General features: G+C 64.5%; 23 protein-coding genes. 15 read left to right on the forward strand and 8 right to left on the reverse strand.

Annotated features, from left to right (window positions below):
• Positions 1–92 precede the first annotated feature (92 nt).
• From ACZ5AC_RS00785 to ACZ5AC_RS00805, 5 genes are read left to right on the forward strand one after another with little or no spacing between them, the layout of a single operon-like run.
• A complete protein-coding gene (locus ACZ5AC_RS00785; protein ID WP_464249063.1) occupies positions 93–2,756 on the forward strand; it encodes a valine--tRNA ligase in 2,664 nt (887 codons plus the stop codon).
• 32 nt (positions 2,757–2,788) lie between these two features.
• Entirely contained in the window at positions 2,789–4,297 is a 1,509-nt protein-coding gene (cobA, locus tag ACZ5AC_RS00790) for a uroporphyrinogen-III C-methyltransferase (RefSeq protein ID WP_464249064.1), read from the forward strand.
• 1 nt (position 4,298) lies between these two features.
• Entirely contained in the window at positions 4,299–4,970 is a 672-nt protein-coding gene (gene purN, locus ACZ5AC_RS00795; protein WP_464249065.1) for a phosphoribosylglycinamide formyltransferase, read from the forward strand.
• 9 nt (positions 4,971–4,979) lie between these two features.
• Complete coding sequence (gene amrA, locus ACZ5AC_RS00800) at positions 4,980–5,531, forward strand: AmmeMemoRadiSam system protein A (RefSeq protein WP_464249066.1); 552 nt, start codon at positions 4,980–4,982, stop codon at positions 5,529–5,531.
• Between the two features lie 13 nt (positions 5,532–5,544).
• Positions 5,545–6,099 carry a peptidylprolyl isomerase gene (locus ACZ5AC_RS00805; RefSeq protein WP_464249067.1) on the forward strand — a complete coding sequence of 185 codons (555 nt, stop codon included), beginning with the start codon at positions 5,545–5,547 and terminating at the stop codon, positions 6,097–6,099.
• 74 nt (positions 6,100–6,173) lie between these two features.
• Here the strand turns inward: ACZ5AC_RS00805 and ACZ5AC_RS00810 are convergent, their stop codons facing one another.
• The 5 genes from ACZ5AC_RS00810 to ACZ5AC_RS00830 all read right to left on the reverse strand — a co-directional run bounded on the left by ACZ5AC_RS00810 (position 6,174) and on the right by ACZ5AC_RS00830 (position 11,492).
• A complete protein-coding gene (locus tag ACZ5AC_RS00810) occupies positions 6,174–7,451 on the reverse strand; it encodes a TRAP transporter large permease (protein WP_464249068.1) in 1,278 nt (425 codons plus the stop codon).
• Between the two features lie 2 nt (positions 7,452–7,453).
• Entirely contained in the window at positions 7,454–7,948 is a 495-nt protein-coding gene (locus tag ACZ5AC_RS00815; RefSeq protein WP_464249069.1) for a TRAP transporter small permease, read from the reverse strand.
• 85 nt (positions 7,949–8,033) lie between these two features.
• Entirely contained in the window at positions 8,034–9,005 is a 972-nt protein-coding gene (locus ACZ5AC_RS00820; RefSeq protein WP_464249070.1) for a TRAP transporter substrate-binding protein, read from the reverse strand.
• Between the two features lie 184 nt (positions 9,006–9,189).
• Positions 9,190–9,873: a response regulator gene (locus ACZ5AC_RS00825; RefSeq protein ID WP_464249071.1), complete on the reverse strand. Its 684-nt coding sequence runs from the start codon at positions 9,871–9,873 to the stop codon at positions 9,190–9,192.
• A complete protein-coding gene (locus tag ACZ5AC_RS00830) occupies positions 9,870–11,492 on the reverse strand; it encodes an ATP-binding protein (protein WP_464249072.1) in 1,623 nt (540 codons plus the stop codon). The genes ACZ5AC_RS00825 and ACZ5AC_RS00830 overlap by 4 nt, the downstream gene beginning before the upstream one ends.
• Before the next feature lie 253 nt (positions 11,493–11,745).
• Here ACZ5AC_RS00830 and ACZ5AC_RS00835 point away from each other — a divergent pair, with 253 nt between their 5' ends.
• The 6 genes from ACZ5AC_RS00835 (at position 11,746) to ACZ5AC_RS00860 (ending at position 17,233) form a co-directional block, all read left to right on the forward strand.
• Entirely contained in the window at positions 11,746–12,129 is a 384-nt protein-coding gene (locus tag ACZ5AC_RS00835) for a hypothetical protein (protein WP_464249073.1), read from the forward strand.
• 91 nt (positions 12,130–12,220) lie between these two features.
• Complete coding sequence (locus ACZ5AC_RS00840) at positions 12,221–12,628, forward strand: DUF2177 family protein (RefSeq protein WP_464249074.1); 408 nt, start codon at positions 12,221–12,223, stop codon at positions 12,626–12,628.
• A 12-nt stretch (positions 12,629–12,640) separates the two neighbouring features.
• Entirely contained in the window at positions 12,641–13,456 is an 816-nt protein-coding gene (locus ACZ5AC_RS00845) for a DUF1295 domain-containing protein (protein ID WP_464249075.1), read from the forward strand.
• On the forward strand, positions 13,453–14,709 hold the full coding sequence (locus ACZ5AC_RS00850) for an NAD(P)/FAD-dependent oxidoreductase (RefSeq protein ID WP_464249076.1): 1,257 nt from the start codon (positions 13,453–13,455) through the stop codon (positions 14,707–14,709). The genes ACZ5AC_RS00845 and ACZ5AC_RS00850 overlap by 4 nt, the downstream gene beginning before the upstream one ends.
• Positions 14,709–16,685: a DUF1365 family protein gene (locus ACZ5AC_RS00855; RefSeq protein WP_464249077.1), complete on the forward strand. Its 1,977-nt coding sequence runs from the start codon at positions 14,709–14,711 to the stop codon at positions 16,683–16,685. Before ACZ5AC_RS00850 ends, ACZ5AC_RS00855 begins: the two co-directional genes overlap by 1 nt.
• Positions 16,685–17,233 (forward strand): DUF2878 domain-containing protein, encoded by a 549-nt coding sequence (locus ACZ5AC_RS00860; protein WP_464249078.1) that lies wholly within the window; start codon positions 16,685–16,687, stop codon positions 17,231–17,233. The genes ACZ5AC_RS00855 and ACZ5AC_RS00860 overlap by 1 nt, the downstream gene beginning before the upstream one ends.
• A 169-nt stretch (positions 17,234–17,402) precedes the next feature.
• On the opposite strand, the gene ACZ5AC_RS00865 is transcribed toward ACZ5AC_RS00860, so the two are convergent.
• Positions 17,403–17,585, reverse strand: coding sequence for a hypothetical protein (locus ACZ5AC_RS00865; protein WP_464249079.1), 183 nt, complete (start codon positions 17,583–17,585; stop codon positions 17,403–17,405).
• Between ACZ5AC_RS00865 and ACZ5AC_RS00870 the strand changes: the two genes are divergently transcribed.
• The 3 genes from ACZ5AC_RS00870 to ACZ5AC_RS00880 are packed head-to-tail and all read left to right on the forward strand — an operon-like array spanning position 17,584 to position 22,003.
• Complete coding sequence (locus tag ACZ5AC_RS00870; protein ID WP_464249080.1) at positions 17,584–19,605, forward strand: flagellar hook-length control protein FliK; 2,022 nt, start codon at positions 17,584–17,586, stop codon at positions 19,603–19,605. The two genes, ACZ5AC_RS00865 and ACZ5AC_RS00870, sit on opposite strands and share 2 nt — an antisense overlap.
• Before the next feature lie 12 nt (positions 19,606–19,617).
• Positions 19,618–20,304, forward strand: a complete 687-nt coding sequence (locus ACZ5AC_RS00875) for a flagellar hook assembly protein FlgD (protein WP_464249081.1) — start codon at positions 19,618–19,620, stop codon at positions 20,302–20,304.
• Positions 20,305–20,341: 37 nt separating this feature from the next.
• Positions 20,342–22,003: a flagellar hook protein FlgE gene (locus ACZ5AC_RS00880; RefSeq protein ID WP_464249082.1), complete on the forward strand. Its 1,662-nt coding sequence runs from the start codon at positions 20,342–20,344 to the stop codon at positions 22,001–22,003.
• Positions 22,004–22,082: 79 nt separating this feature from the next.
• On the opposite strand, the gene ACZ5AC_RS00885 is transcribed toward ACZ5AC_RS00880, so the two are convergent.
• Positions 22,083–22,466: a flagellar protein FlaG gene (locus ACZ5AC_RS00885; RefSeq protein WP_464249083.1), complete on the reverse strand. Its 384-nt coding sequence runs from the start codon at positions 22,464–22,466 to the stop codon at positions 22,083–22,085.
• Positions 22,467–22,671: 205 nt separating this feature from the next.
• Here ACZ5AC_RS00885 and ACZ5AC_RS00890 point away from each other — a divergent pair, with 205 nt between their 5' ends.
• Positions 22,672–23,565, forward strand: a complete 894-nt coding sequence (locus tag ACZ5AC_RS00890; RefSeq protein ID WP_464249084.1) for a flagellin N-terminal helical domain-containing protein — start codon at positions 22,672–22,674, stop codon at positions 23,563–23,565.
• Positions 23,566–23,617: 52 nt separating this feature from the next.
• Here ACZ5AC_RS00890 and rnc read toward each other — a convergent pair whose 3' ends face one another.
• Positions 23,618–24,382 (reverse strand): ribonuclease III, encoded by a 765-nt coding sequence (rnc, locus tag ACZ5AC_RS00895; protein ID WP_464249085.1) that lies wholly within the window; start codon positions 24,380–24,382, stop codon positions 23,618–23,620.
• Between the last annotated feature and the right edge of the window lie 2 nt (positions 24,383–24,384).

The raw sequence follows: 24,384 nt of genomic DNA on the forward strand, positions 1-24,384 counted from the left end.
TTTGGGGGGCGCCCCAGTACTCATTTTTGTTTCCGCCGCGCCGGGCCTCCCGGCGCTTTTTTCGCCGCAATCAGCTCACTGGAGTCCATCATATGGCCAACGAGACGCTTTCCAAGGGATACGAACCAGCCGACGTGGAAGGGCGCTGGCTCGACTACTGGAAGTCGCACCAGAGTTTCACGCCCGACGCGGCCAAGGCCGCCGCGCACCCCAAGGACAACTACTCCATCGTCATCCCGCCGCCCAACGTCACCGGCGCCCTGCACATGGGCCACGCCCTGAACATCACCCTGCAGGACATCATGTGCCGCTTCATGCGCCAGCACGGCAAGACCGTCCTGTGGGTGCCGGGCACGGACCACGCGGGCATCGCCACCCAGAACGTGGTGGAACGCAAGCTCCTGGCCGAAGGCAAGCGCCGCGAGGATCTGGGCCGCGAGGCCTTCATCGAGCGCGTCTGGGAATGGAAGGAGGACTACGGCGGACGCATCCTGAACCAGATCCGCCGCCTGGGCGCAAGCGTCGACTGGACCCGCGAGCGCTTCACCATGGACGAGGGCCTGTCCAAGGCCGTGCGTGAAGTCTTCGTCACCCTCTACGAGCAGGGGCTGGTCTACCGCGGCAAGTACATCGTCAACTGGTGCACCCGCTGCCACACGGCCTTGGCCGACGACGAGGTCGAGTACGCCCCGGCCAAGTCCACGCTCTACCACCTGCGCTACCCCCTGGAGGACGGCTCGGGCTCCGTCACCGTGGCCACGGTCCGCCCCGAGACCATGCTCGGCGACACTGCCGTGGCCGTGCACCCCGAGGACGAGCGCTACCAGCACATGGTCGGCAAGTTCGTCATCCTGCCCCTGGTGGGCCGCCGCATCCCGGTCATCGCCGACGCCTACGTGGACCGCGAGTTCGGCACCGGCTGCCTCAAGATCACCCCGGCCCACGACATGAACGACTGGGAACTGGGCCGCAAGCACGGCCTGGAAGCCGTCGGCGTCATCGACGACAAGGGCCGCATGAACGACAACGCGCCCGAGAAGTATCGGGGCTTGAGCGCCGCCGAGTGCCGCACGCTCATCGTCGAGGATCTTGGGGCCTGCGGGTCCCTGGTGTCCGAGGAGCCCTACGAGAACAAGGTCAACCAGTGCTATCGCTGCAAGACGACCATCGAGCCCTTCGTGTCCGAGCAGTGGTTCGTGTCCGTCAAGCCCCTGGCCGAGAAGGCCCGGGCCGCCGTGGAAGACGGCCGCACGACCATCTGGCCGGCCCAGTGGAACAAGACCTACTACAACTGGCTCGACAACATCCGCGACTGGTGCATCTCGCGCCAGCTGTGGTGGGGCCACCGCATCCCGGTCTGGACCTGCAAGGACTGCGGCGAGGTCATCGTGGCCCGCCAGGATCCGACGGCCTGCACGTGCGGCAGCGCCAACCTGACCCAGGACGAGGACGTCCTCGACACCTGGTTCTCCTCGGCCCTGTGGCCCTTCTCGACCATGGGCTGGCCCGAGAAGACCCATGAGCTGGCGGCCTTCTACCCGACCTCGCTCCTGGTCACGGGCTTCGACATCCTCTTCTTCTGGGTGGCCCGCATGATGATGATGGGCCTGCAGTTCATGGACAACGTGCCCTTCAAGGACGTCTACATCCACGCCCTGGTCCGCGACGAGCACGGCAAGAAGATGTCCAAGTCCACGGGCAACGTCATCGACCCCCTGCAGATGATCGACAAGTACGGCTGCGACTCCCTGCGTTTCACCCTGACCTCGTTCGCCGCCATGGGCCGCGACATCAAGCTGTCCGAGGCGCGCATCGAGGGCTACCGGCATTTCATCAACAAGATCTGGAACGCGGCCCGCTTCGCGCTGATGCACGTGGACGGCAACGAGCCCGAGTTCGACCCCAAGGCCCTGACAGGCCTGCACCACAAGTGGATCCTGCACCGCCTGGAGGTGCTTAAGAAGGAGCACGCGGCGCAGATCGAGGGCTACCGCTTTAACGAATCGGCCCAGGGCCTCTACGGCTTCGTCTGGCGCGAGTTCTGCGACTGGTACCTGGAGCTGATCAAGCCCGAACTCTACGGCGAGGACCAGGCGGCCAAGGCCGCGGCGCGTTCGTGCCTGAAGCACGTGCTGTCTGAGATCATGGTCGTGGCGCACCCCATCATCCCCTTCGTGACCCAGGAGATCTGGTCCTGCATCCCGGCCCTGGACGCCGAGAGCCTGTCCGTGCGCCCCTACCCCAAGGCCCGGCCCGAGTGCGAGGACGAGGGGGCCGTGCGCGACATGGAGTTCCTGCAGGGCGTCATCGTGGCCGTGCGCAACATCCGCGCCGAGCTGGGCGTGGCGCCTGGCATCGCCCTCAATGTCCTGGTGCGCGCCGGCGGCGAGGACCAGGCGTTCCTTGCGGCCCACGAGACCGAGATCGCGGCCCTGGCCCGCGTCGGCTCCCTGACGGCGGCCCCGGACATCGAGCCGCCCAAGGGCTGCGCCTCGGCCGTGGTCCGCGGCTGCGAGCTCTTCGTGCCCCTGGCCGGCGTGGTGGACTTCGTGGCCGAGCTGGCCCGCCTGGACAAGGAACTGGGCAAGATCACCAAGGAACTCGATTTCGTGACCAAGAAGCTCGGCAACGAAAGCTTCGTCAGCAAGGCCCCCGAGGACGTGGTGGCCAAGGAGAAGGCCAAGGCGGCGGAATTCGCCGAGAAGAAGGCCGCCCTGGAACAGCTGCGGGCCAAGGTGCAGGAGTTCGTCGGCTAGCCGGCCCACATATTCTAACGAAAGGAAACATCATGGCCAAAGCGTATCTCATCGGCGCAGGCCCGGGCGATCCCGGTCTGATCACGGTCAAGGGGCAGCGTCTCCTGCAGGAGTGCGAGGTCGTCATCTACGACTACCTCGCCAACAAGAGCTTCCTGTCCCTGTGCCGCCCCGACGCCGAGATCATCTACGTGGGCAAGAAGGGCGGGGACCACACCCTGCCCCAGGACCAGATCAACGAGCTCATCGTCAGGAAGGTCAAGGAAGGCAAGGACGTGGCGCGCCTCAAGGGCGGCGACCCGTACATCTTCGGCCGCGGCGCCGAGGAGGCCGAGGAGCTGCTCGAAGCGGGCCTGGAGTTCGAGGTCGTGCCCGGCGTGACTTCGGCCGTGGCCGGCGCGGCCTACGCGGGTATCCCGCTGACGCACCGCAAGTACGCCTCCTCCGTGTCCCTCATCACGGGCCACGAGGACCCGACCAAGCCCGATTCGGCCCACAACTGGCCGGCCCTGGCCACGGCGGCTAGCACCCTGTGCTTCTACATGGGCGTCAAGAACCTGCCCTACATCACGGGCAAGCTCATGGAGCACGGCATGCGCCCCGACATGCCCGCCGCCCTGGTGCGCTGGGGTACGACGAGCAAGCATCAGTCATGGGTCTCCACCGTGAGCGAGATCTCGGCCCTGGCCGAGCGCGAGGGCATCAAGGCCCCGTCCATGCTCGTGGTCGGCGAGGTGGTGCAGCTCCACGACACGCTGAACTGGTTCGAGAAGCTGCCCCTGCACGGCAAAGGCGTGGTCGTGACCCGCGCCCGCGAGCAGGCCAGCGGCCTCAAGGACACCCTGGAGCGCCTGGGCGCGGCCTGCTACGAATTTCCGACCATCACCATCGTGCCCCTGGAGGACTACGCCCCGGTGCGCGAGGCCATCGACGGGATTGCCGGCTACGACTGGGTCATCTTCACCTCGGTCAACGGCGTGCGCCATTTCTGGTACCAGCTCGAACTGGTCGGCAAGGACGCCCGGGCCCTTGGGGCCTCGCAGGTGGCGGCCATCGGCCCGGCCACGGCCGAGGCCCTGCTTGAGCGCGGCATCCGCCCCGACTTCATCCCGCCCAAGTACGTGGCCGAATCCGTGGTCGAGGGGCTCCTGGAGCGCGGCGTGGCCGGCAAGAAGGTGCTCATCCCCCGGGCCAAGGTCGCCCGCGAGGTGCTGCCCGAGGAACTGGCCAAGGTGGCGGCGCAGGTCGACGTGCTGCCGGTCTACGAGACGAAGCTGACCCAGGAGGACGGGGCCGAGATCGTCGAACTCCTGGAAAAGGGCAGGCTCCACTACCTGACCTTCTCCAGCTCCTCCACGGTGGAGAACTTCTTCGCCCTGGTCCCGGCCGACACCCTGCGCCCTTACGTGGGCAGGGGCCTCAAGATCTGCTGCATCGGACCCGTGACGGCCAGGACCTTGAAGGAATACGGGTTCACCCCGGACATCATGCCCGAGGACTACACCATCCCGGCCCTGGTCGACGCGCTGGTCAAGGGGTGATATGAGTCTGGCCCTGGGCGTTCTCGTCTCCGGCGCGGGCTCCAACCTGCAAGCCATCCTGGACCGGGTGCGGGAGGGGAGCCTCGACGCCGACATCCGCGTCGTCATCGCCAACAAGGCGGACGCCCTGGGCCTGGAACGCGCCCGAGAGGCAGGCATCCCCACGGCCTGTGTCCTGCACGCGGACTTTCCGCGGCGCGAGGACTTCGACCGCGAGCTGGTGCGCCTGCTGCGGCAGGCCGGCGTGGAGTGGGTGGCTCTGGCCGGGTTCATGCGCATCCTCACGCCCGAGTTCCTGACTCCCTTCGCCGGCCGCGTGGTCAACATCCACCCGGCTCTGCTGCCGGCCTGCGCGGGGCTGCACGCCCAGCGCCAGCAGGCCGGGCACGGGGTGCGCCTTGCCGGGTGCACGGTGCACTTCGTGGACGAGCAGATGGACCACGGCCCCATCGTCATCCAGGCCGCGGTGCCCGCCTTCGCGGACGACGACGAGGTGTCCCTTGGTGCGCGCATCCTGGAGATGGAGCACCGCATCTACCCGCAGGCCCTGCAGTGGATCGCCGAGGGGCGCGTGTACGTCGAGGGCCGTAAGGTCGTCGTCGACGGTGCGTCCCGGACGTTCTCGGGCCCGCATTGGACCAACCCCCCGCTGGAGCCACCTTTCGACCGTTAGGAGTCAGGCATGAACGCATTTCAGCTGGTTCTGACCGATGAGGAAAAGCGCTTCTGCAAGGACCTCATCCGCTACGTCATCGCCCATCATCTGGGCCAGGCAGAGGGCCCCAAACCGGCCCTGTCCTCCGAGACCCTGAACATGGAACTCGGCGCCTTCGTGACCCTCAAGAGGCAGGGCCGCCTGCGCGGCTGCATCGGCAACGTCGTTGGCAACGGCCCGCTGGTGTCGACCATCGAGCGCATGGCCGGGGCCGCGGCCTTCGAGGACCCGCGCTTCCCGCCGCTCACCTCGGAGGAACTGGACGATCTGGACATCGAGGTCTCGGTCCTGGGACCCATCACGCCCTGCCCGGATCCGGAACTCATCGAGATCGGCCGTCACGGGCTCTACATTCGCAAATCCCTGCACTCGGGCCTGCTCCTGCCGCAGGTGGCCACCGAGTGGGGCTGGGGCCGGGAAACGTTCCTGGACCAGACCTGCGTCAAGGCCGGCCTGCCCAAGGGGAGCTGGCGCAAGTCCAAGGTCGAGATCTGGTGGTTCGAAGCCGTCATCTTTTAAAGGAAGGTACATCATGCGCGCATTTCTCTTCGCTTTCGCCCTGTTCTGCCTGACCGCCACCGCGGCCCAGGCCGGAAACCCCAAGGTCGCCCTGACCACGAACAAGGGCGTCATCGTTCTCGAACTCGACGCGGTCCATGCCCCGGTCACGGTGGAGAACTTCCTGACGTACGTGAAGGAAGGGTTCTATTCGGGCACGGTCTTCCACCGCGTCATCAAGGGCTTCATGATCCAGGGCGGTGGCATGGACGAGTCCATGGCCCAGAAAAAGGGGCACGCCCCCATCAAGAACGAGGCGGCCAACGGCCTGAAGAACGACAAGTACGCCATCGCCATGGCCCGCACCGGCGAGGTCGACTCGGCCACGTCCCAGTTCTTCATCAACACGGCCGACAACGACTTCCTGAACCATGGCGTGCGCGATTTCGGCTACGCGGTCTTCGGCAAGGTCGTCGAGGGCCAGCAGGTGGTCGACGCCATCGACGCGGTCAAGACCGGGTCCAAGGGCATGCACGGCGACGTTCCGGTGGAGCCGGTGGTCATCGTAAAGGCCGAAGTGTTGCAGTAAGCTGCATCGCGGTTGCAACAAAAAAAGGGCGGTCCCGCAGAGGATCGCCCTTTTTTTTGGCCTTCCGCGCTGCGCTACGAGGCGAGCAGCTTGGGCAGGATGGTGATGATGGGCGGGAAGAGGGTCAGGATGAGCAGGCTGACCAACAGCGCCCAGAGGTACGGCAGGGACGCCTTCATGACCTTCTCCAGGGGTACCTTGGTGATGGCGCTGGCCACGAAGAGGTCCAGGCCCACGGGCGGCGTGATGCAGCCGATGGCCAGGTTGCAGACCATCAGCACGCCGAAGAAGAGCGGGTCGATGCCCAGGCTCTTGGCCACGGGCAGGAAGATGGGCGTCAGGATGACCACGGCCGCCGAGGCGTTGACCATGGTGCCGATGATCAGGAGCAGGATGTTCATGGCCATGAGGAAGAGCATCGGCGAGTTGGTCAGGCTGGCCACGAAGGCGCCGACGTGATGCGGGATCTGCAGGTTGGTCAGGAGCCACCCGAAGACGTTGGCAGCGCCCACCAGGAACATGATGATGGTCGTGCCGATGACGGCCTGGAAGATGATCTTGGGGAAGTCCCTGAGTTTGAGTTCCTTGTAGATGAACATGCCGACGAAGATGCCGTACACGGCGGCCACGGCCGCGGCCTCCGTCGGGGTGAAGATGCCGCCGTAGATGCCGCCGATGATGATGACCGGGGTCATGAGGGCGAAGAAGGAGTCCTTGAAGGAGGTCCACAGGGCCGGGACCGAGAACGTCCCTTCGGCCTTGAGGCCGTTCTTCTTGGCCAGCCACCAGCTGACCAGCATCATGGACACGCCCATGAGGATGCCGGGCAGGAAGCCGCCGACGAAGAGGTCGCCGATGGAGGTGTCGGCGATGACGCCGTAGACGACCAGGGTGATGGACGGCGGGATGACGATGCCCACGGTGCCGCCGGCGGCCACGATGCCCGTGGCCCACTCGCGGGAGTAGCCCTTTTTCTCCATTTCATTGACCATGGTCGAGCCTAGGGCGGCCGTGGTGGCTGCGGAGGAGCCCGAGATGGCGGCGAAGAACATGCCCGACACGGCCACGGCCTGGGCCAGGCCGCCCGTGAAGGAGCCCACCAGGGCCTGGGAGAAGTTCACCAGGCGCCCGGTCACGCCGCCGGCGGACATGAAGGAGCCGGCCAGCATGAAGAAGGGCACGGCCATGAAGGAGAAGGAGTCGATGCCCGCGTACATCATCTGCGAAACCATGACGAGGGGCATGTTCATGAAGAAGTGCAGGATGGTGGCAGCGGCCAGGCACAGGGCGAAGGCCACGGGCACGCCCAGGGCCGTCAGTCCCAGGAAGACGAAGAGAAGGACGAATTCCATGGCTATCCCTCCTGCCCGGTGCCGCGCCCGGAAATGTTTCTGAAGATGCGCAGGGTTTCCCGGAAGAGGTAGAGGAGCATCAGCACGCAGCTGACCGGGATGATGACGTAGACCCAGCTCATGGGGATATCGAGGCCCGGCGCGCGCTGGAAGGTCATGATGGAGGTCATCTTCCAGCCCTGGGTCAGGAGCAGCCCGATGAACACGTAACCGCAGACGTTGATGATGATGTCCAGGACGGTGCCGAAGACCGTGCCCTTGAACTTGTCCGGCAAGAACTGCACGGCCAGGTGGCCGCTCTCGCCCATGATCAGGGCCGAGCCCAGGAAGACCACCCAGACGAACAGGAAACGGGCCAGTTCTTCGGACCATTCAGGGGTGTAGTTGAACAGGTAGCGCGTCACGACCTGGGCAAAGATGATCACGAGCATGACCGACATGGCGACGACGGAGAAACCGTAGAGCACCGAGCGCACGCCCTTGAGAAGCTTGTCCATATAATCTCCTGAAATGTGAAATGTCCGAGCCATGGCCGCTTCAAAGCCCGCCCCGGGAGGCCGGGACGGGCTGGCTCACGTGTTTCTAGTTGCCCAGGGCCAGGACCTTGTCGATGTTGTCCTGCCCGACGGTGGGGGCGAATTCCTTCCACACGGGCTGGGTCGCTTCCATGAAGGGCTTGCGGTCCACTTCGATGACCTCGATCTTGCCGGTGGCCTTGATCTTGTCCCAGTACTCGTTGTCCTCCTTGGTGGACAGGTCGCGCTGCCAGGCGATGGCTTCCTTGGCGGCTTCCTGGATGATCGCCTTCTGGGCGTCGGAAAGCTTGCTCCAGGTGATCATGGAGATGAGCACCGGTTCCGGGGCGTAGGCGTGAGCCGTCAGGGAGGCGTACTTCTGCACCTCGAAGAAGCGCTTGGTGTAGATGTGGGCGCTGGGGTTCTCCTGGCCGTCGACCGTGCCCTGCTGCATGGCGGAGTACAGTTCGCCGAAGGCCATGGGGGTGGGGGAGCCGCCCAGGGACTTGATGGTTTCGATGTAGATCTTGTTGGACATGACGCGGATCTTGAGGCCGGCCATGTCGGTGGGGGCCTTCACCGGGCGGACGTTGTTGGTCAGGTGGCGGATGCCGTTCTCCATGTAGCCCAGGAGTTTGAGGCCCCGCGGCTCGAGTTCCTGGCCCAGTTCCATGCCGACGGTGTCCAGGGCCTTGTAGGCGTGGGCGCGGTCCTTGAACAGGAAGGGCAGGTCGAAGAGGGACATCTTGGGCTGGAACTGGCCGAGGTCGGCGGTGCCCGTCAGGACCATGTCGATGGTGCCGTAGATGAGGCCTTCGGTCATGTCCTTCTGGCTGCCGAGCTGGGAGGACGGGAAGACCTGGACTTCCATGTCGCCGCCGGACTTTTCGGCCACGAGCTTGGCGAAATGGTCGGCGCCCTGGGCGTAGGGGTGGCTGACCTCGGCGATGTGGCCGAGCTTCAGCACTGTCTTGGCGAACGCGGGGACGGTCAGCGCGATGGCGACGATGGCGACTGCGCACATGAAGAAACGTTTCATGACTCCTCCTGCAACAAAATCGTGTTGGGGGCGCGGGTGCGCCGTGAAAGGGACCTCGAGTTTCTGAAGCCACGGATACGCCGGCCGGTGAAGGAAATGTCGTTTGGAGCGAAAAAAGGAAAATCCCCATTTTGGGGATTTTGCTCATTGTGCTCACGCACGGAGGGACAAGGGCGGGGCGGGGTCAGCAGCGGAAGTAGCGGCGTTCCGGGCGGCCCACGCTGCCGTAGACCGCGTCGGCGTAGAGGGTGCCCTCGGAGATGAGGTATTCCAGGTAGCGGCGGGAGGTCGAGCGGCTGATGCCGATGAGGTCTGCCACGTCCTCTGCGCTCAGGCCCGCTTCCTGGGTCTGGTCGAACACGCCGCGCACCTTGCCCAGTGTCAGGGCGTCGATGCCCTTGGGCAGGCAGGCCCCCCCGCCCTGGGCGCGCGAAGCGGCGGGGTGGAGCAGGCTGTCCACGTCGTGCTGCTCGATGGCGCTGCCCAGGCGCAGGCGTTCGCGGTAGGCGCAGAACTTGGTCAGGCAGTCGTGGAAGCGCTCGGCAGTGACGGGCTTGATGAGGTAGTCGAAGACCCCGCCGCGCAGGGCCTCCTTCAGAGGGCCCATTTCCCGGGCCGCGGTGATGAGGATGACGTCGATCTCCAGGTCCCTGGACCGGATTTCGCGCAGCAGGTCCGTGCCGGGGCCTTCGGGGAAATAGAGGTCCAGCAGGATGAGATGGGGCTCCAGGGCCAGGGCCATGTCGCGTGCGTCGTCCAGGCGGTGGGCGATGCCGACCACCTCGCAGGTCGGGACACGCTCGGTGAAGCGGCGGTGCAGGTCGGCGATGCGCACGTCGTCCTCGACGATGAGTACTCTGGTGATCATCTCGGCTCCTTGGGGATGACTACGGTGAACAGGGCCCCGCCTAGGTGCCCTCGACTGACCATGATCTGCCCGCCGAGCTCCTCCAGGCGCTGGCGGACCAGGGACAGGCCCACGCCCCGGCGGCCCTGGCCCTTGGTGGTCACGCCGCGTTCAAAGATGTGGGCCTGCTCGTCCACGGCCACGCCGTGGCCCGAATCCTCGATCTCGAAGACGATGTCGTTGCCCAGGTCCGTGAAGGACATCTCCACAGAGCGCAACCCCGGCGGCCGCTGCAGGGCAGCCTCGAAAGCGTTGTCCAGGATGTTGCCGAGGATGGTCACGATCTTCTCCTGGGGTATCCAGGCCGGCACGTCGGCCAGGGTGCTGTCGCGGTCGATGCTGAAGCTGACCCGCAGCTCCTTGGCCCGGTTGTACTTGCCGAGGATGATGGCGGCAATGACCGGATGCGGCACCGCCTCGCCCAGGAAACGGATGAAATCCTCGTAGCCCGAGGATTCCGTGACCACAAGGTCCAGGGCCTCGCGGTAGGCCTCGATCTGGATCAGGCCCGCGATGGTGTGCAGCTTGTTGGAGTACTCGTGGGTTTGGACGCGAAGCAGTTCGGAGTATTCCTGCACCCGCGACAGTTCGGCCGCCAGACGGTCCAGTTCGTCCTTGCGCCGGAAACTGGCCACCACGCCGCGCACCTTCTGGTTCTGGAACACGGGCACGATGTTGAAGACGAGCTCGCGGCCGTCCACGCTTCGCTCCTGGTCGAACTCCGCCTGTCCCGTGTGCAGCGTGTGCAGGAGTCCCGCCTCCGGGATGACGGCGTCCACAGGCCTGCCAACGAAGCGCTCCTCCGGGCTCAGGCCGGCATAGCGCCTGGCGGCCTGGTTGCAGACGCGGATGTCGCCCTGGTGGTCAATGGCGATGACCCCCTCGCGGATGGTCTGCAGCACGGCCACGCGTTCCAGGTAGAGGTTGGTGATCTCGGAGGGTTCGAGCCCGAGGGTCATGCGCTTCAGGCGGCCGGCGATGACCACTGCGCTCAGGATGCCGACCACGCTCATGCCGATGATGTACATGAGCGGCTTGTCCAGGTGGGACGAGATGGACTCGTGCACGCTCTCGGACAGGTAGCCCACGGACACGAAGCCGATGACGGCCCCGTCGTCGCCCCGGATGGGCGTCATGCCGCGCAGGGAACGCCCTAGGGTGCCCACGGCCTCGGATACGTAGGACTTGCCCTCCTTGAGGGCCGGCCCGGTGTCCCCGCCGACGAAGGTCTGGCCGATGCGCTCGGGCACGGGGTGGGAGTATCGGCGTTCATGCGTGTCGCCGATGACCACGAAGGACGCCCCGGTCTGGGCCCGGATGGTTTCGGCCAGGGCCTGGATCTCACCTTCCGGGTCTCCGGCCTCTAGGGCGTGGCGGATGCGCGGGATCTGGGCGATGGTCTTGGCCGTCTGCAGGGCGGTCTGGCCGACCTGCTCGTGCAGCATCTCCTCGGTCAACCCCGAGATGACATGCCAGCTGACGGCGATCTGGACGACGACCAGAGCCAGCACCATCAGAATGAGGTGCCCCTGGATCGTTGTCGGGCGCAGCCAGTCGAAACTCCGCATCCATGGCTTCATGAACATCCCTCCGCGTTGTGCGTGAAGATTCTTCGCGAATTGGGGCTCCCTGGCAAGCCCTGGGCACAGTGGAGCGGGCGACGCAAGTCTGGCAAGGCTCACCGGACCCTGGCCAGCCAAGGAGGGAGAACCTTAATCCCGCCTCTTGCCAGAATTTTTTGTGACATTAAATGCAAAATAATCCTTTCTGTTGACGATAAGTTGAAGTTGTGTATAAATATCTTCAAACATCTAAAATATTTTGGAGGCCGTTATGGTAAACATGGATTATCCAGGACCAGGTTGGGGATGCTCGGCTATTGAAGGTTGTATGTCCGACGAAGCAAAAAGGCTGGCTGTAAAGGGATATTGCAAGGGCGTCGAAGGAGAACTCACCGCATGGAAGGCCACTCTGTATGACGTGATGGCCGCGTTTATGGATCTCAAGGACGCCGACCGCGGAAAGCTTTTGGATACCGTGACGGAAATCAAGGCCCTCGTTCGCGAAATCGAAGCCAAGACCGCCCAGCTTGAATCCGAATGTCCTCTGGAAGGGGTTCAGGCGGCTTCAAAGGATCTGGAAGACAAGATCGGTCTGGTCAGGGTACACTACAGCAAGGCCATGGAAGTCATTGGCGCTGGTTCCTTCGGAGGATGATTCAAGGTCTTGGAATTGGTCTGACAGTGGCGCCCGGTGTTTCACGCCGGGCGTTTTTTTTCGCCAGCCGCACAGCATTGGGAGGGTTGCCATGGGTATCCTATTCTGGATCAAGCTCTACCTTGCCACCGTACCCGTTTTTTTCGCCATCGACATGCTCTGGCTGGGCGTTCTGGCCCGGAGCTTCTACCAAACAAACCTGCGCCATCTCCTGAGCCCCGAAGTCAACTGGCCGGCGGCGTTCGTCTTCTATTTCATCTACATCGCCGGCATCCTCCTCTTTGCCGTGCGGCCCGGCCTGGAGGCCCAGTCCCTTGGCAGGGCCTGCCTGTGGGGGGCGCTTTTCGGCTTCTTCACCTACGCGACCTATGACCTGACCAATCTGGCCACACTGCGGGACTGGCCCCTCAACGTCGTTCTGGTTGATATCGCCTGGGGCACGGTCCTGTGCACCCTGGTTGCCGGCGGCAGCTACCTTCTCGCACTCAAGCTGGCCTGAAAGGGGGACGCGATGACGACAGTACTGCTCGGCGCGGCCGTGGCCGTGCTCCTGGCCATGAACGCCATGTTCGTCGTGGGCACGTACAGAAACGACAACAGCCTCATGGATATCGCCTACGGCCCGGCCCTGGCCTGGGCCGGGGTCGCCGCGTGGCTGGCCGGAGGGATGCCGGACCACTTCCGGCCCCTGGTCATGCTGGGCCTGGCCTGCCTGTGGGGGCTGCGGCTGGGCCTGCACATAGGCCTTCGCCACCGCGGCCGGGGCGAAGACTTCCGCTACCGGAACTTCCGCGAGTCCTGGGGTGGGACCTTCGTCTGGCGCAGCTTCCTGCAGATTTACATGCTGCAGGGGGCGGTCATCCTCGTCGTGGCCGCGCCCATCCTGCTGGCTGTGGCTCAGCCGGGCGGCGATCCATCCTGGTCCGACGCCCTGGGGTTGTCGCTCTTTGCCCTGGGCTTCTTCTTCGAGGCCGTGGGCGACTGGCAGCTCGCGCGCTTCAAAAAGGACCCGGCCAACAGGGGCCGCGTCATGACCACGGGCCTGTGGCGCTACACCCGGCACCCCAACTATTTCGGGGAGGCGACGCTGTGGTGGGGCTTCTTCTTCCTGGGGCTGGCGTCGCCGCTGGGCCTGTGGGGCGTGGTCAGCCCGCTGCTGATCGGTTTCCTGCTGCTCAAGGTCTCGGGCATACCCATGCTCGAAGCCAAGTACGAGGGCAATCCCGAGTTCGAGGCCTACAGACGGGCGACGAGCGCGTTCTTCCCGAGGCCCTCGAGGCGGGCGGCCTCCGACGAAGCCACTGCGGAGCCGGGGGGCGCTCCATGAAATCTTCCGGAACCAGAAGGACCACGGCCGTCATCGGAGGCGGTGTCGCCGGGATCGTGGCCGCCCACCTGCTGCAGGACATCCGCGAGGTCACGGTTTTCGAGGCGGCCGACTATCTCGGCGGCCACACCCACACCGTCTCCGTGCCCGACGGCGACACGCCGGTGGACACGGGATTCATCGTTTTCAACGAGGCCACCTACCCCCTCTTCATCCGCTTCCTCGACGAACTGGGCGTCCCGTCCCGGGCATCGGAGATGTCCTTCGGCTTCCACTGCGAGGAAACCGGGCTGACCTACGCCGGCACGGACTTGAACGGGCTTTTCGTTCAGCGCGGGAATATGGTGTCCCCACGGTACTGGCGTTTTCTGTTCGAGATCGCGCGCTTCTGTCGCCAGGCGAAGGACGATCTCGATGCCGGAGGCGAACTGGGAACCCTGGACGAGTACGTCCGCAGCCGACGCTATTCGCCGTTCATGGTCGAAAACTATCTCCTGCCCATGGCCGCGGCCATCTGGTCCACGCCGGCCGGGCGGGTGGGGCTCTTCCCGGCCCTGTCCTTCCTGCGTTTCTTCCGTAACCACGGCCTGCTGTCCTTGGTGGACAGGCCGCGCTGGCGGACCGTGAGCGGAGGCAGCTGCAGCTACGTCCGGGCCTTCCTGCGCCGTTTTTCCGGCACCGTGCGGCTGAACTCGCCCGTGGCCAGGGTTCTGCGCACGGACGAGGTCGTGCGGGTGGAGGTGGAAGGGGAGGAACCACAGGTCTTCGACGAGGTCGTCATTGCGGCCCACGCAGACCAGGCCCTGCGCATGCTGGGAGACCCGTCCGCGGACGAGGCCCGCCTGCTTGGCGCATGGCGCTACGAGGAAAACAGGACGGTCCTGCATACCGACGTCTCGGTCATGCCGCGGGAACGGGCGGCATGGGCCTGCTGGAACTTCCGCCGCGTGGCGGGCGAGGACAAAAACGTCTTCGTGACCTATTCCATGAATCTTCTCCAGGGGCTGGCCGGAGACAGGCAGTTCCTGGTGACCCTGAACCGGCCGACGCCCCATGACGAGTCGCAGGTCCTGGCCGATTTCATCTACCACCACCCCGTCTACACCAGGGATTCCATGGCCACGCAGGCGGAGCTTGCCTCCTTGAACGGGCGGCGCGGGACGTGGTTCTGCGGCAGCTATTTCGGGTACGGTTTCCATGAGGACGCCGTGCGGTCGGCCAACGCGGCGGCAGCAAGCTTGAGGAGGAGCTGATGCATTCGAGGATCTATTCCGGGGCCCTGCGGCATGAGCGCCTGTACAAGGTCCGGCACGCCTTTGACTACGGGCTGCACATGTATGCCCTGGACTTGGACGAGCTGGACGAACTGGACGGGGCCTGCCTCCTGTTCGGCCATAATCGCGTCCGTCCCCTGGCATTGCACGACCGCGACTATCTTTACCCCGGTGATGCTCCCCTGCGGGTGAAAGTCCTGCGCGCCCTGCGCGAGAACGGCGTTGGGGGGGACCCGGCCAGGGTCGTACTGCTGACGGCCCTGCGCCAGTTCCATTACGTCTTCAACCCGGCCAGCTTCTTTTACTGCCTCGATGCCTCGGGCCGGATCTTCTGCGTCCTGACGCAGGTCAACAATACCTTCGGCGAGACCCACCTCTACGTGCTCACGCCCGACGCCGAAACGGGCCGCTTCGGGACTGACAAGGCTTTTCACGTCTCGCCGTTCTTTCCGCGTAAGGGACGTTACGAGTTCGAATTTTCGACCCTGGGCGACGAGATGCGCGTGGCCATCACCTACATCCTGGAAGACGGTCCGGCCCTGACGGCTTCGTTCACCGGCGCGGCCCGGGCCGTGACATGCGCGAACCTGGCCGGCCTGCTCCTGCGCCATCCCCTGCGGGCGGCCGCGACCTTCCCGCGCATTCTGGCCCAGGCGGCGCGGCTGTATTTCGGGAAGAAGCGGCCCGTCTTCCCCAAGCCCGACCCCGCCTCGCCCATGACCATCCGCCAGGCCCCGCCGATGGTGGCCGACAGGGTGGGCCGGGCGGCGGTGACCGCCTTCCTGCGCCGTCTCGACCACGGGCGACTGACGATGCCCCTGCCGGACGGCGGCCAGGAAACCTTCGGGCCTGACGACGGCGGGCCGCGGGTCGAGCTGGCCGTGCACAGGCCGCGCTTTTTCCGGCGCACGCTCTTCTCGGGGGACATCGGCTTCGGCGAGGCCTTTGCCGACGGCGACTGGACCACGCCGGACCTGACGGGCCTCCTGCGCCTGCTGGCCCTGCGCGAGGAAACGCTGAACGACCGTCGCTTCCTGCCGGCCCTGGCCGGCCGGACCCTGAATTTCCTGGCCCACCTGCGCCGGCCCAACACCGTGTCCGGGAGCCGGCGCAACATCACCGAACACTACGATTTGGGCAATGAATTCTACAGGCTTTTCCTGGACCGGACCATGTCCTATTCCGGCGGCATTTTCCTGGACGACGGGGACAGCCTGGAGCGGGCACAGCTCAACAAGATGGACTCCGCCCTGGAGATGGCCGGCATCGGGCCCGACGACCACGTCCTCGAGATCGGCTGCGGTTGGGGCGGCTTCGCCCTGGAGGCGGTGCGGCGCACCGGCTGCAGGCTGACGGGCATCACCATCTCGGCGGAGCAGCACCGGCTGGCCACGGAGCGGGTGCGTGAGGCGGGCCTCGAAGACCGCATCGACATCCGTCTTGAAGATTACCGCCATGTGCAGGGCGTCTTCAGCCGGATCGTGTCCATCGAGATGCTCGAGGCCGTGGGGCACGTCAACCTGCCTGCCTATTTCGAGGCCATCGACCGTCTGCTGGCCCCCGGGGGCCGGGCCGTGATCCAGGTCATCACCATGCCCGACCGGAAATACGACGCCTACCGCCGCGGTTCCGACTGGATCCGCAAGCACATCTTCCCCGGCGGGCACCTGCCGTCCCTTGGGGCCATGGTTGCGGCCATGAGCGCGCGCACGCGGCTCGGGCCCACCCGCCTCGACGACATCGGGCCCCACTATGCGCGGACCCTTCGGATGTGGCGGGAGGCGCTCCTGGCCCGCCGCGCGGAGGTTCTGGCCCAAGGCTTCGACGAGGCCTTCCTGCGCAAGTGGGAATACTACTTCAGCTACTGCGAGGCCGGTTTTCTGTGCCGTACGGTGCGCAACTACCAGATGCAGCTGTCCAGGATGGGCGAGCCCGACGCGCGGGGAGGCGAGTGATGTCCGGCCTGCTGCGCACCAACGCCCTCAATTTCGTCCTCTACCAGTCCGGCTGGCTCTGCTGCGTTCTCGGCGCGGCCAATGGCCGGCCTTGGTTCGGAGCGGGCCTGGGGCTTCTTCCGGTTCTTGCGCACCTGGGGCTTGCCCGCAGGCGGGGCGAAGAGGCCTCCCTCATGCTGGGGGCGCTGGCGCTGGGCATCGTGGTCGACACGCTGCACATGCGGATGGGGACCCTGTCCTTCCAGGGCGGACTCCTGGTATCCGGGTTCCCGCCGCCCTGGCTCCTGCTGCTGTGGCTGCAGTTTGCGGCCACCCTGCGGTACTGCCTGCGCTGGCTTCTTGGGCGGTACGCGCTCGGGGCCGTTCTCGGGGCCGTGGCCGGTGCCGCCGCGTATTGGGCCGGGGTGCGCCTCGGCGCCGCGGCGTTCGGCGCCGACACGGCGCAGAGCCTGCTGCGCATCGGCGTGAGCTGGGGGATTTGCCTTCCGCTGCTGCTGCTCATCGCGGAAAGAAGAGAGGAGGAAGACGGGACGTACCGGCTCGTCTGAATGCAATCGCACGATTCCCCGCGGTTGTGATGACCGCCATGAACGGAAAACGCCCGGCGAGGTTCGCCGGGCGTTTTCCGTTGGGAGTGGGAGAGGCGGCTGGAAGGTTTGGCTGAGAAGCCAGCTCAGCCAAACCGTTCACTGCCATGACGCGATAGTCGAGTTCCGTTTAGCACGGCGGCAAAAAAAAAGTAAAACAAAAAGCCCGCGTATGACAAAAATAGAGCGTTTTGTAGTACGCATTCCCGTCGCATTGCGGCGTGTGCCGCATGGCCTCGGCAAACGCTTCAGGACCGTGTTTCGAGAGTTGGCTCGCCTTTTGATCTGCTTTCGGCAGCAGGAGGTGGATCATGCAGTTTTTTCCCGCAATGGCGCCTGGCGCCGGGCCTTCATCCCAGCCTTTTTCCCGCTTCGACTTCATGGAAGCGAGGTCTGGTCAGGATTTTTCAGGTCTTCTCTCGGAGCAGATGAACCAGGCCGCTTCGCAGGATGCGACGCCGAGGCAGGCAGAAAGCGAGCCTGCCTCCGGTCCTGAACCGGCTGCGCCGGAGTACCTGACCCAGGACGCAGCCCCGGCCGCAGCCGTCGTGGACGATGTCGTTCCGCAGCGGGAAGAGGCTCCCCCGAGCCATGAACACCACGCGGAAAGCGATGCCCGTGCGGAGTCCGGCCGGAGCGATGAATCGGCAAAAGCTGCCGGGAGCGCTCATGAAGCGTCCCGGAAAGGGGAGGAAAAGCGCGGCGGAATCCCCGATCGCGAGGCGGAGGCGACGCCGCCCGAGGCTTCGGCCGGTGCTGCGACGCATGAGTCGGGCCAGCCGGACACGGAGTCGTTGCAGGAGGAATTGGGCGCTGTCGAGCGGGAGGCCAAGGGACGTGCGCTCGTCAATCCCGACGTGGACGCCAGGATCAAGGCCCTGCGGGAACTGCTGGGCACCTTGCACCAAACCGACCCGGCAGAGCGCAGCGAGCTGGCCGTGACGCTGGGGGCGCAGATCCAGGCCCTGCGGGCTGAGCTCGCAGGACCGGGCGGCAAGGACGAAAACGCCGGCCATGCGTTGTCCCGCGCTGCGGCCGAAGGGGCCGGCAAACCCGGTTCGCTTCCGCAGGAGCGGACCGCCCGCAAGGGCCGGGCCGGAGAAGAGCCGGTCCAGGCCGCGGCAGACGGGCGGAAAGCGGGCGGCTCCGTGAAGGCCGCGCACTCGTCGGCTGCGCAAGGAGCAGCGACGGACGGGACATTTGCCGGCAAGGGACGGGCCCAGGTGTCGGCAGACTCCGTCCGCGAGGTCGCGAAAGATGGGGCGTCAGCGCTGACCGAATCGAAAGCGTCCGTGGCCCGGGCTGGAACCGAGGGCGCCAAGACGGCGGTCAGCCCTGCGGATGGTGCACGCTCCGAAGGAAAGGCGCAGCCGGAGGACGCGCTCGGCCGCGCCGGGATCAAGGCCCAGGCCGTGGACGGGCTCGACCCTCAGACTCCGGGCGGCGCCTCCGACGGGAATCAGACCGCCGTGAGCAAGCCGGCGACGACCTCGCATGAGGCGGCCCTCAAGGCTTCCTCCGACAGCGCGTCGCGCGAGGCCGGGAAGAGTCATGGCGCTGCCCAGGCCGCCGAACTCGCCGGTCGCGGCGAAACCGCCAGGGACCATGGCGCTGCCCCGGACGCCTCGCGGTCCGATGCGGCGGACGCGCGAAATGTCGCGTCGGCGCAGGCCAACGGGGCCAAGGGTGACCAGACCCGGCAGGATGCGCGGCAGGGATTTTTCGGCGCACGGGGCGAGGAACCTTCCCGAGCGGCCAAACCAGCGGCTTCGGCCTCCGGCAAGATCGTGCTCGAGACCGAGGCCCAGGCCCTGGGGTCAGGGCAGAGTGCCCAGTCCGCCGTTTCGCAGCGAGGGGAATCCCCGGTCGCTTCGCGCTCCGCGGAAGTCTACAGACAGGTCGAGACCGGCGCCTTCCGCAACCTCGGCCAGGGCGTGAAACAGCTCGTCATCCGGTTGGACCCCGAGGAACTGGGCCAGGTCAGCGTGATCCTGCAGGTCAAGGGCAAGGAGGTCCAGGCCGTGCTGCGGGCCAGCAACCAGGAGGCTTCGCAGGCCCTGGGAGAACAACTTTCCCAGTTGCGTACCCAGCTGGAGGCGCAGGGCCTCAAGGTCGGCAAGCTCGAGGTTCAGACCCAGCTGACCGACTCCCAGGGGCAATCCCAGTGGCAGGGCGCCGAGCAGCACAACCGCTACCAGGAGAACCGGGAGCTGGCCCTTTCGGCCCAGCGCTGGCGCACCCTCGAACGGGTGGACTCCGGACTGGTCCGGGAAGTGCAAAGTGGTATCCAGAGGGAAAAACTTTCCCAAAGCGGACTGGATATTTTTGCCTGAGAGGGGTGGGCCATGATCGATCAGATTCTGTCGCAGCAGGGCGGGTTTTACGGGGCCGAGACGAAGGGCGCCAACGACGTGCTGGGCAAGGACGCGTTCCTCAAGCTGCTCGTGACGCAGTTGCAGAACCAGGATCCCCTGAACCCCCTCGACGACAAGGAATTCATCGCCCAGCTGGCCCAGTTTTCGAGCCTGGAGCAGATGTCCAACGTCGCCGAAGGCATCAACGCCCTGACGGAAAAAACCGCCCAGCAGGACATGATGAGCGCGGTGAACTACATCGGCAAGCAGATCGCGGCCTCAGGCTCCAGCATGACAAAGGTCGAGAACTACGCCACGCCGGTCTACTTCACGCTGCAGGACGCCGCGGCCACGGTCTACGCCAACATCTACGACGCCAACAACAATCTCGTGCGCACGGAGAAGTTCACCTCCATGCAGGCCGGCGAGTTCGAGTTCAGCTGGGACGGCACCGACTACAATGGCGCCACGGTCGATAACGGCCAGTACAACGTGTATTTTTCGGCGGAAAGCGCCACGGGCAAGGCCGTTTTCGTCGATACGGAAGTGACCGGCGTCGTCACTGCGGTGGAGCAGGGCGAGGATCAGACCTACTTCCGCCTGAGCGACGGGCGCAAGATCGGCTTCAGCGACATCAAGAAGGTCGTGCAGCCGGCGGCCACGTCAACGGAATCATAGATTTTGCCGCGTCAGCGGCGGAACAAGGGGGTAATATATGGGCTTGTCAGCATCGATGTATTCCGCGACCAGCGGCCTCAAGGTCCATGGCGAGGACATGACCGTCATCGGCAACAACATCTCCAACGTCTCAACCATCGGTTACAAGGCTTCGCGCATGTACTTCGAGGACGCCCTGAGCCAGCAGGTGACCACGGCCTCGGGCGTGGGCCAGGTCGGGCGAGGCGTGTCCGTGGGCACGGTCATGGGCGATTTCTCCCAGGGCTCCCTGGAGACCACGACGGAGGCCACGGACCTGGCCATCGGCGGCAGCGGCTTCTTTGTGGTTTCGCCGGCCGGCCAGGATCTAAGTTACTACACGCGAGCCGGCAATTTCCGCTTCGACGAGGACGGCTTCCTGGTCGATCCGCACGGCTATCGACTGCAGGGTTGGCCTATAGTGGAAACGAATTCCAGCGTGGCAGCAGAAGGCGCGACAACTGTCGCGGACACGACCGGTGTTCAGATTCAGGGTGTTCCAACAGATATCAAGCTCGAGAATTTCCAGTCCCCCCCCCAGGCCACGAGCCGTGTCGACACGATTGTCAACGTGGACTCCGCGTCGGAAGACAGGTCTGCGAGTGATACGTCTCCATTCACCGCATTGTTTGATGAGTATGATGCGAGAGAGGAGTCTCCCCTAACTGAAGACAACTATGCCTACCAGACTACGATCAAGGTTTACGACGAAAATGGTTCCTCGCACAATCTGACGGTATATATGGACCCCGTTTCCAACGATGAAGTGGAAGCCGCTGCGGGGGGTAAACGATACTGGGAATATATCGTGGCCGTTCCTCCAGGGGAGGACAATCGACAATTCTGGGCAGACGGGGATGTAAAGCGAGGCATTTTGATGGCTGGCACGCTGACGTTCAACGCTGCAGGTGAGCTGGAGGACATGTCTGCCTTTACAATCAACAGCGCAACGCCTGCCGATCCGGATTTGCTTTCAGCTTGGGTGCCGGCAGAGTTTTCCCAAAATGGGTATCCCATATGCACGGCGAATTTTTTGGGAACAGACAATGGAAGCGTCACGCCAAAGGGAGCTGACTCCGAAAATACCAAAAGCATTGCATTCAATTTCGGGCTGCGCAACAGGGGTGAAGGTTGGAACCCCGAGAGCCTCACATCGTTGCAGGATCTGTACGATATTGATCCCTCGACCTTGACCACGCCATTACTGGCCACTGAGCTCAATAGTTTTAACGGCTTCGATTCCAAGGAGCCCAGCGCCCTTTCCACCACCAACTACGCAACGGGCTCCACGACCATATTCCAGGCCCAGGACGGCTATACCGCCGGGTTCCTGCAGAACATCTCCGTGGACCGCGACGGCGTCATCACGGGCCGCTACTCCAACGGCCAGGTCCTGGAGCTCTTCGCCGTGACCCTGGCCACCTTCAACAACAACTATGCTCTCTACCGCGAGGGCGGCAACCTCTTCTCCGAGACCCGCTCCTCGGGGCCGCCCATCACCGGCCTGGCCAACACCGGCGGCAAGGGCAGCATCGCCTCCAACTCCCTGGAGCAGTCCAACGTGGACCTGGCCACGGAGTTCGTGAAGATGATCACCACGGAAAAAGGCTTCCAGGCCAACTCCAAGACCATCACCACCGTGGACCAGATGCTGACGACTCTGATCCAGCTCAAGCGCTAACGCGCGCCTGAAAATAAACGCAAGGAAGCCCGCGCTGCACAACGTCAGCGCGGGCTTCCGATTTTTGTCGGGCGGGGCGTTAGAGCGCCTTGTCGAGGAACAGGCCGACCATGTTCTCGATGGACGCGGCAAGGTCGAGCATTTCATCGGCCGGGATCTTGCGGATGAGCTTGTCCGTTTCCGGGTCGCGTACCTCCACCTGGACCATGTCCGTGCGCTCGTCGATGTTGAATTTCAGGCTCACGCCGATGGAAGCCATGTAGGAGTCGACGGCCTCGGTCAGGTGCTGCAGCTTCTGCAGGGAAATTTCTTCCGTTTCGTCCTGGGGGGCGTTCGCTGTCCCGTCACGAAGCAGGGCGTGCAGATCGCGTTCGCTGTTATCCGGAGCGCTTCGCTGTTGGGCGACGTGGTCGACAGCCGTGAGCATTTCCTGGGGTTCGAAGGAAAGGGAGGATATTTTCATGGCCATGGCCTCCTCGTGATATTCTGATTCATCCTATTGATCGGCAGGCGACGGAAAAACTTTAGAACGGGCGGGGAGGCAAAATTGACCCGGTTTTTGACGCAAAAACGGACAATTTTTTTTAATATGCTGAAAATAAATGAAATGTCGAAAATGGCATTCGGAGTGCATTAAGGAGCGTACAACCGCACAAGGAGGTCATCTCATGTCTTTGGTCATTAATCATAATATGATGGCGATGAACGCCGCCAGGAACCTGTCACAGTCCTATGGAAATCTTTCCGTTTCGACCCGGCGCCTGTCCTCCGGACTGCGCGTGGGCACTGCCGCCGACGACGCGGCGGGCCTGGCCATCCGAGAGCTGATGCGCGCCGATATCGCTTCCCTCAACCAGGGCATGCGCAACGCCAACGACGCCATCTCCATGATCCAGACGGCCGACGGCGCCCTGCAGGTCATCGACGAGAAGCTCATACGCATGAAGGAGCTGGCGGAACAGGCCGCCACCGGCACCTACACCTCCGACCAGCGCCTGATCATCGATTCCGAATACCAGGCCATGGCCTCGGAAATCACGCGAATCGCCAATGCAACGGATTTCAACGGCATCTACCTGCTGAACGGCAATCTTTCGAGCAATAACTTTGACGGCGACGGACTGCAGTCGAGCGGCAAGCTCAAGGTGCACTTCGGCGCCGGCAACGACTCGGCCGAAGATTACTACTACATCCAGATCGGCAACTCCACGGCTTCGGCCTTGGGTGTCGGCAACCAGAGCGATTCGGCTGACGGAGGCTTCAGCATCTCCACGCAGGCGGGTGCTCAGAAGGCTCTCGACGCCCTGAACAACGCCATCGTCTCCAAGGACAAGATCCGCGCGAGCCTCGGCGCCCTCCAGAACCGCCTGGAGAACACCATCACCAACCTGAGCATCCAGGCCGAGAACCTGCAGGCCGCGGAGTCGCGCATTTCCGACGTCGACGTGGCCCAGGAGATGACCGAGTTCGTGCGCAACCAGATCCTGACGCAGTCCGCCGTGGCCATGCTGGCCCAGGCCAACCAGCTGCCGCAGATGGCCATGCAGCTCATGCAGGGCTAGTGACGGGTTTTCCGGCTAGTGGCGATGATCAAAGACGAAAAGCCGGGGTGTTTCACTCCGGCTTTTTCGATTTGCGGGGCGGGGTTTGCGGGGCGTCGTTTTCGGGCATGTCCGGGTAGCGTTCCTGCAGGAGATGCAGCGCCTGTTCCGCCGCGCCCTGTTCGGCCTTGCGCATGCTGCGCTCCTCCCATTCGAGGCGGGTGCCGTCCGGCAGGGTCACGATGACGGAATAGAGTTTGGCGTGTTCAGGCCCCCGGCTGGCCCCCAGGGCGTAGCTCGGGCGTGATTTCCAGATGCGTTGGGTGGCTTCCTGCAGCAGGCTCTTGAAGTCGCGCGGGCGGAAGGTCTCCGGAGGGGACGGCCAATGCCCCTCGAACAAAAATTTGACGCGTTCCGATGCGGCCTCCAGGCCGCCGTCGAGGTACACCGCCCCGAGGACCGCCTCCAGGGCGTCGCTCAGCACGGAATTCTTGTCCCTCCCCCCCTGACTTTCCTCCCCCCGGCCCAGCAGCAGGCAGTCGCCCAGGCCCATGCGCCGGGCTACGCCGGCCAGGGCCGTCTCGCTGACCATGGCCGAGCGCATGCGGGTCAGATGCCCTTCCTGGGCCTCCGGAAACTTGCGGTACAGTACGTCGGACACGGCCAGTTCAAGGACCGCGTCGCCCAGAAATTCCAGCCGCTCGTTGTGGGTCCCGCCGTGCTCGTTGGCATGGGACGTATGTGTCAGAGCCTGGATTAAAAGCTTGACTTGCTTGAACTCATAATGGATTCCAGACTGCAGTGTCCGCAGTGCATCGGAAGGAATTTCCAGAGACATCA

This window comes from Desulfomicrobium aestuarii (assembly GCF_055385525.1).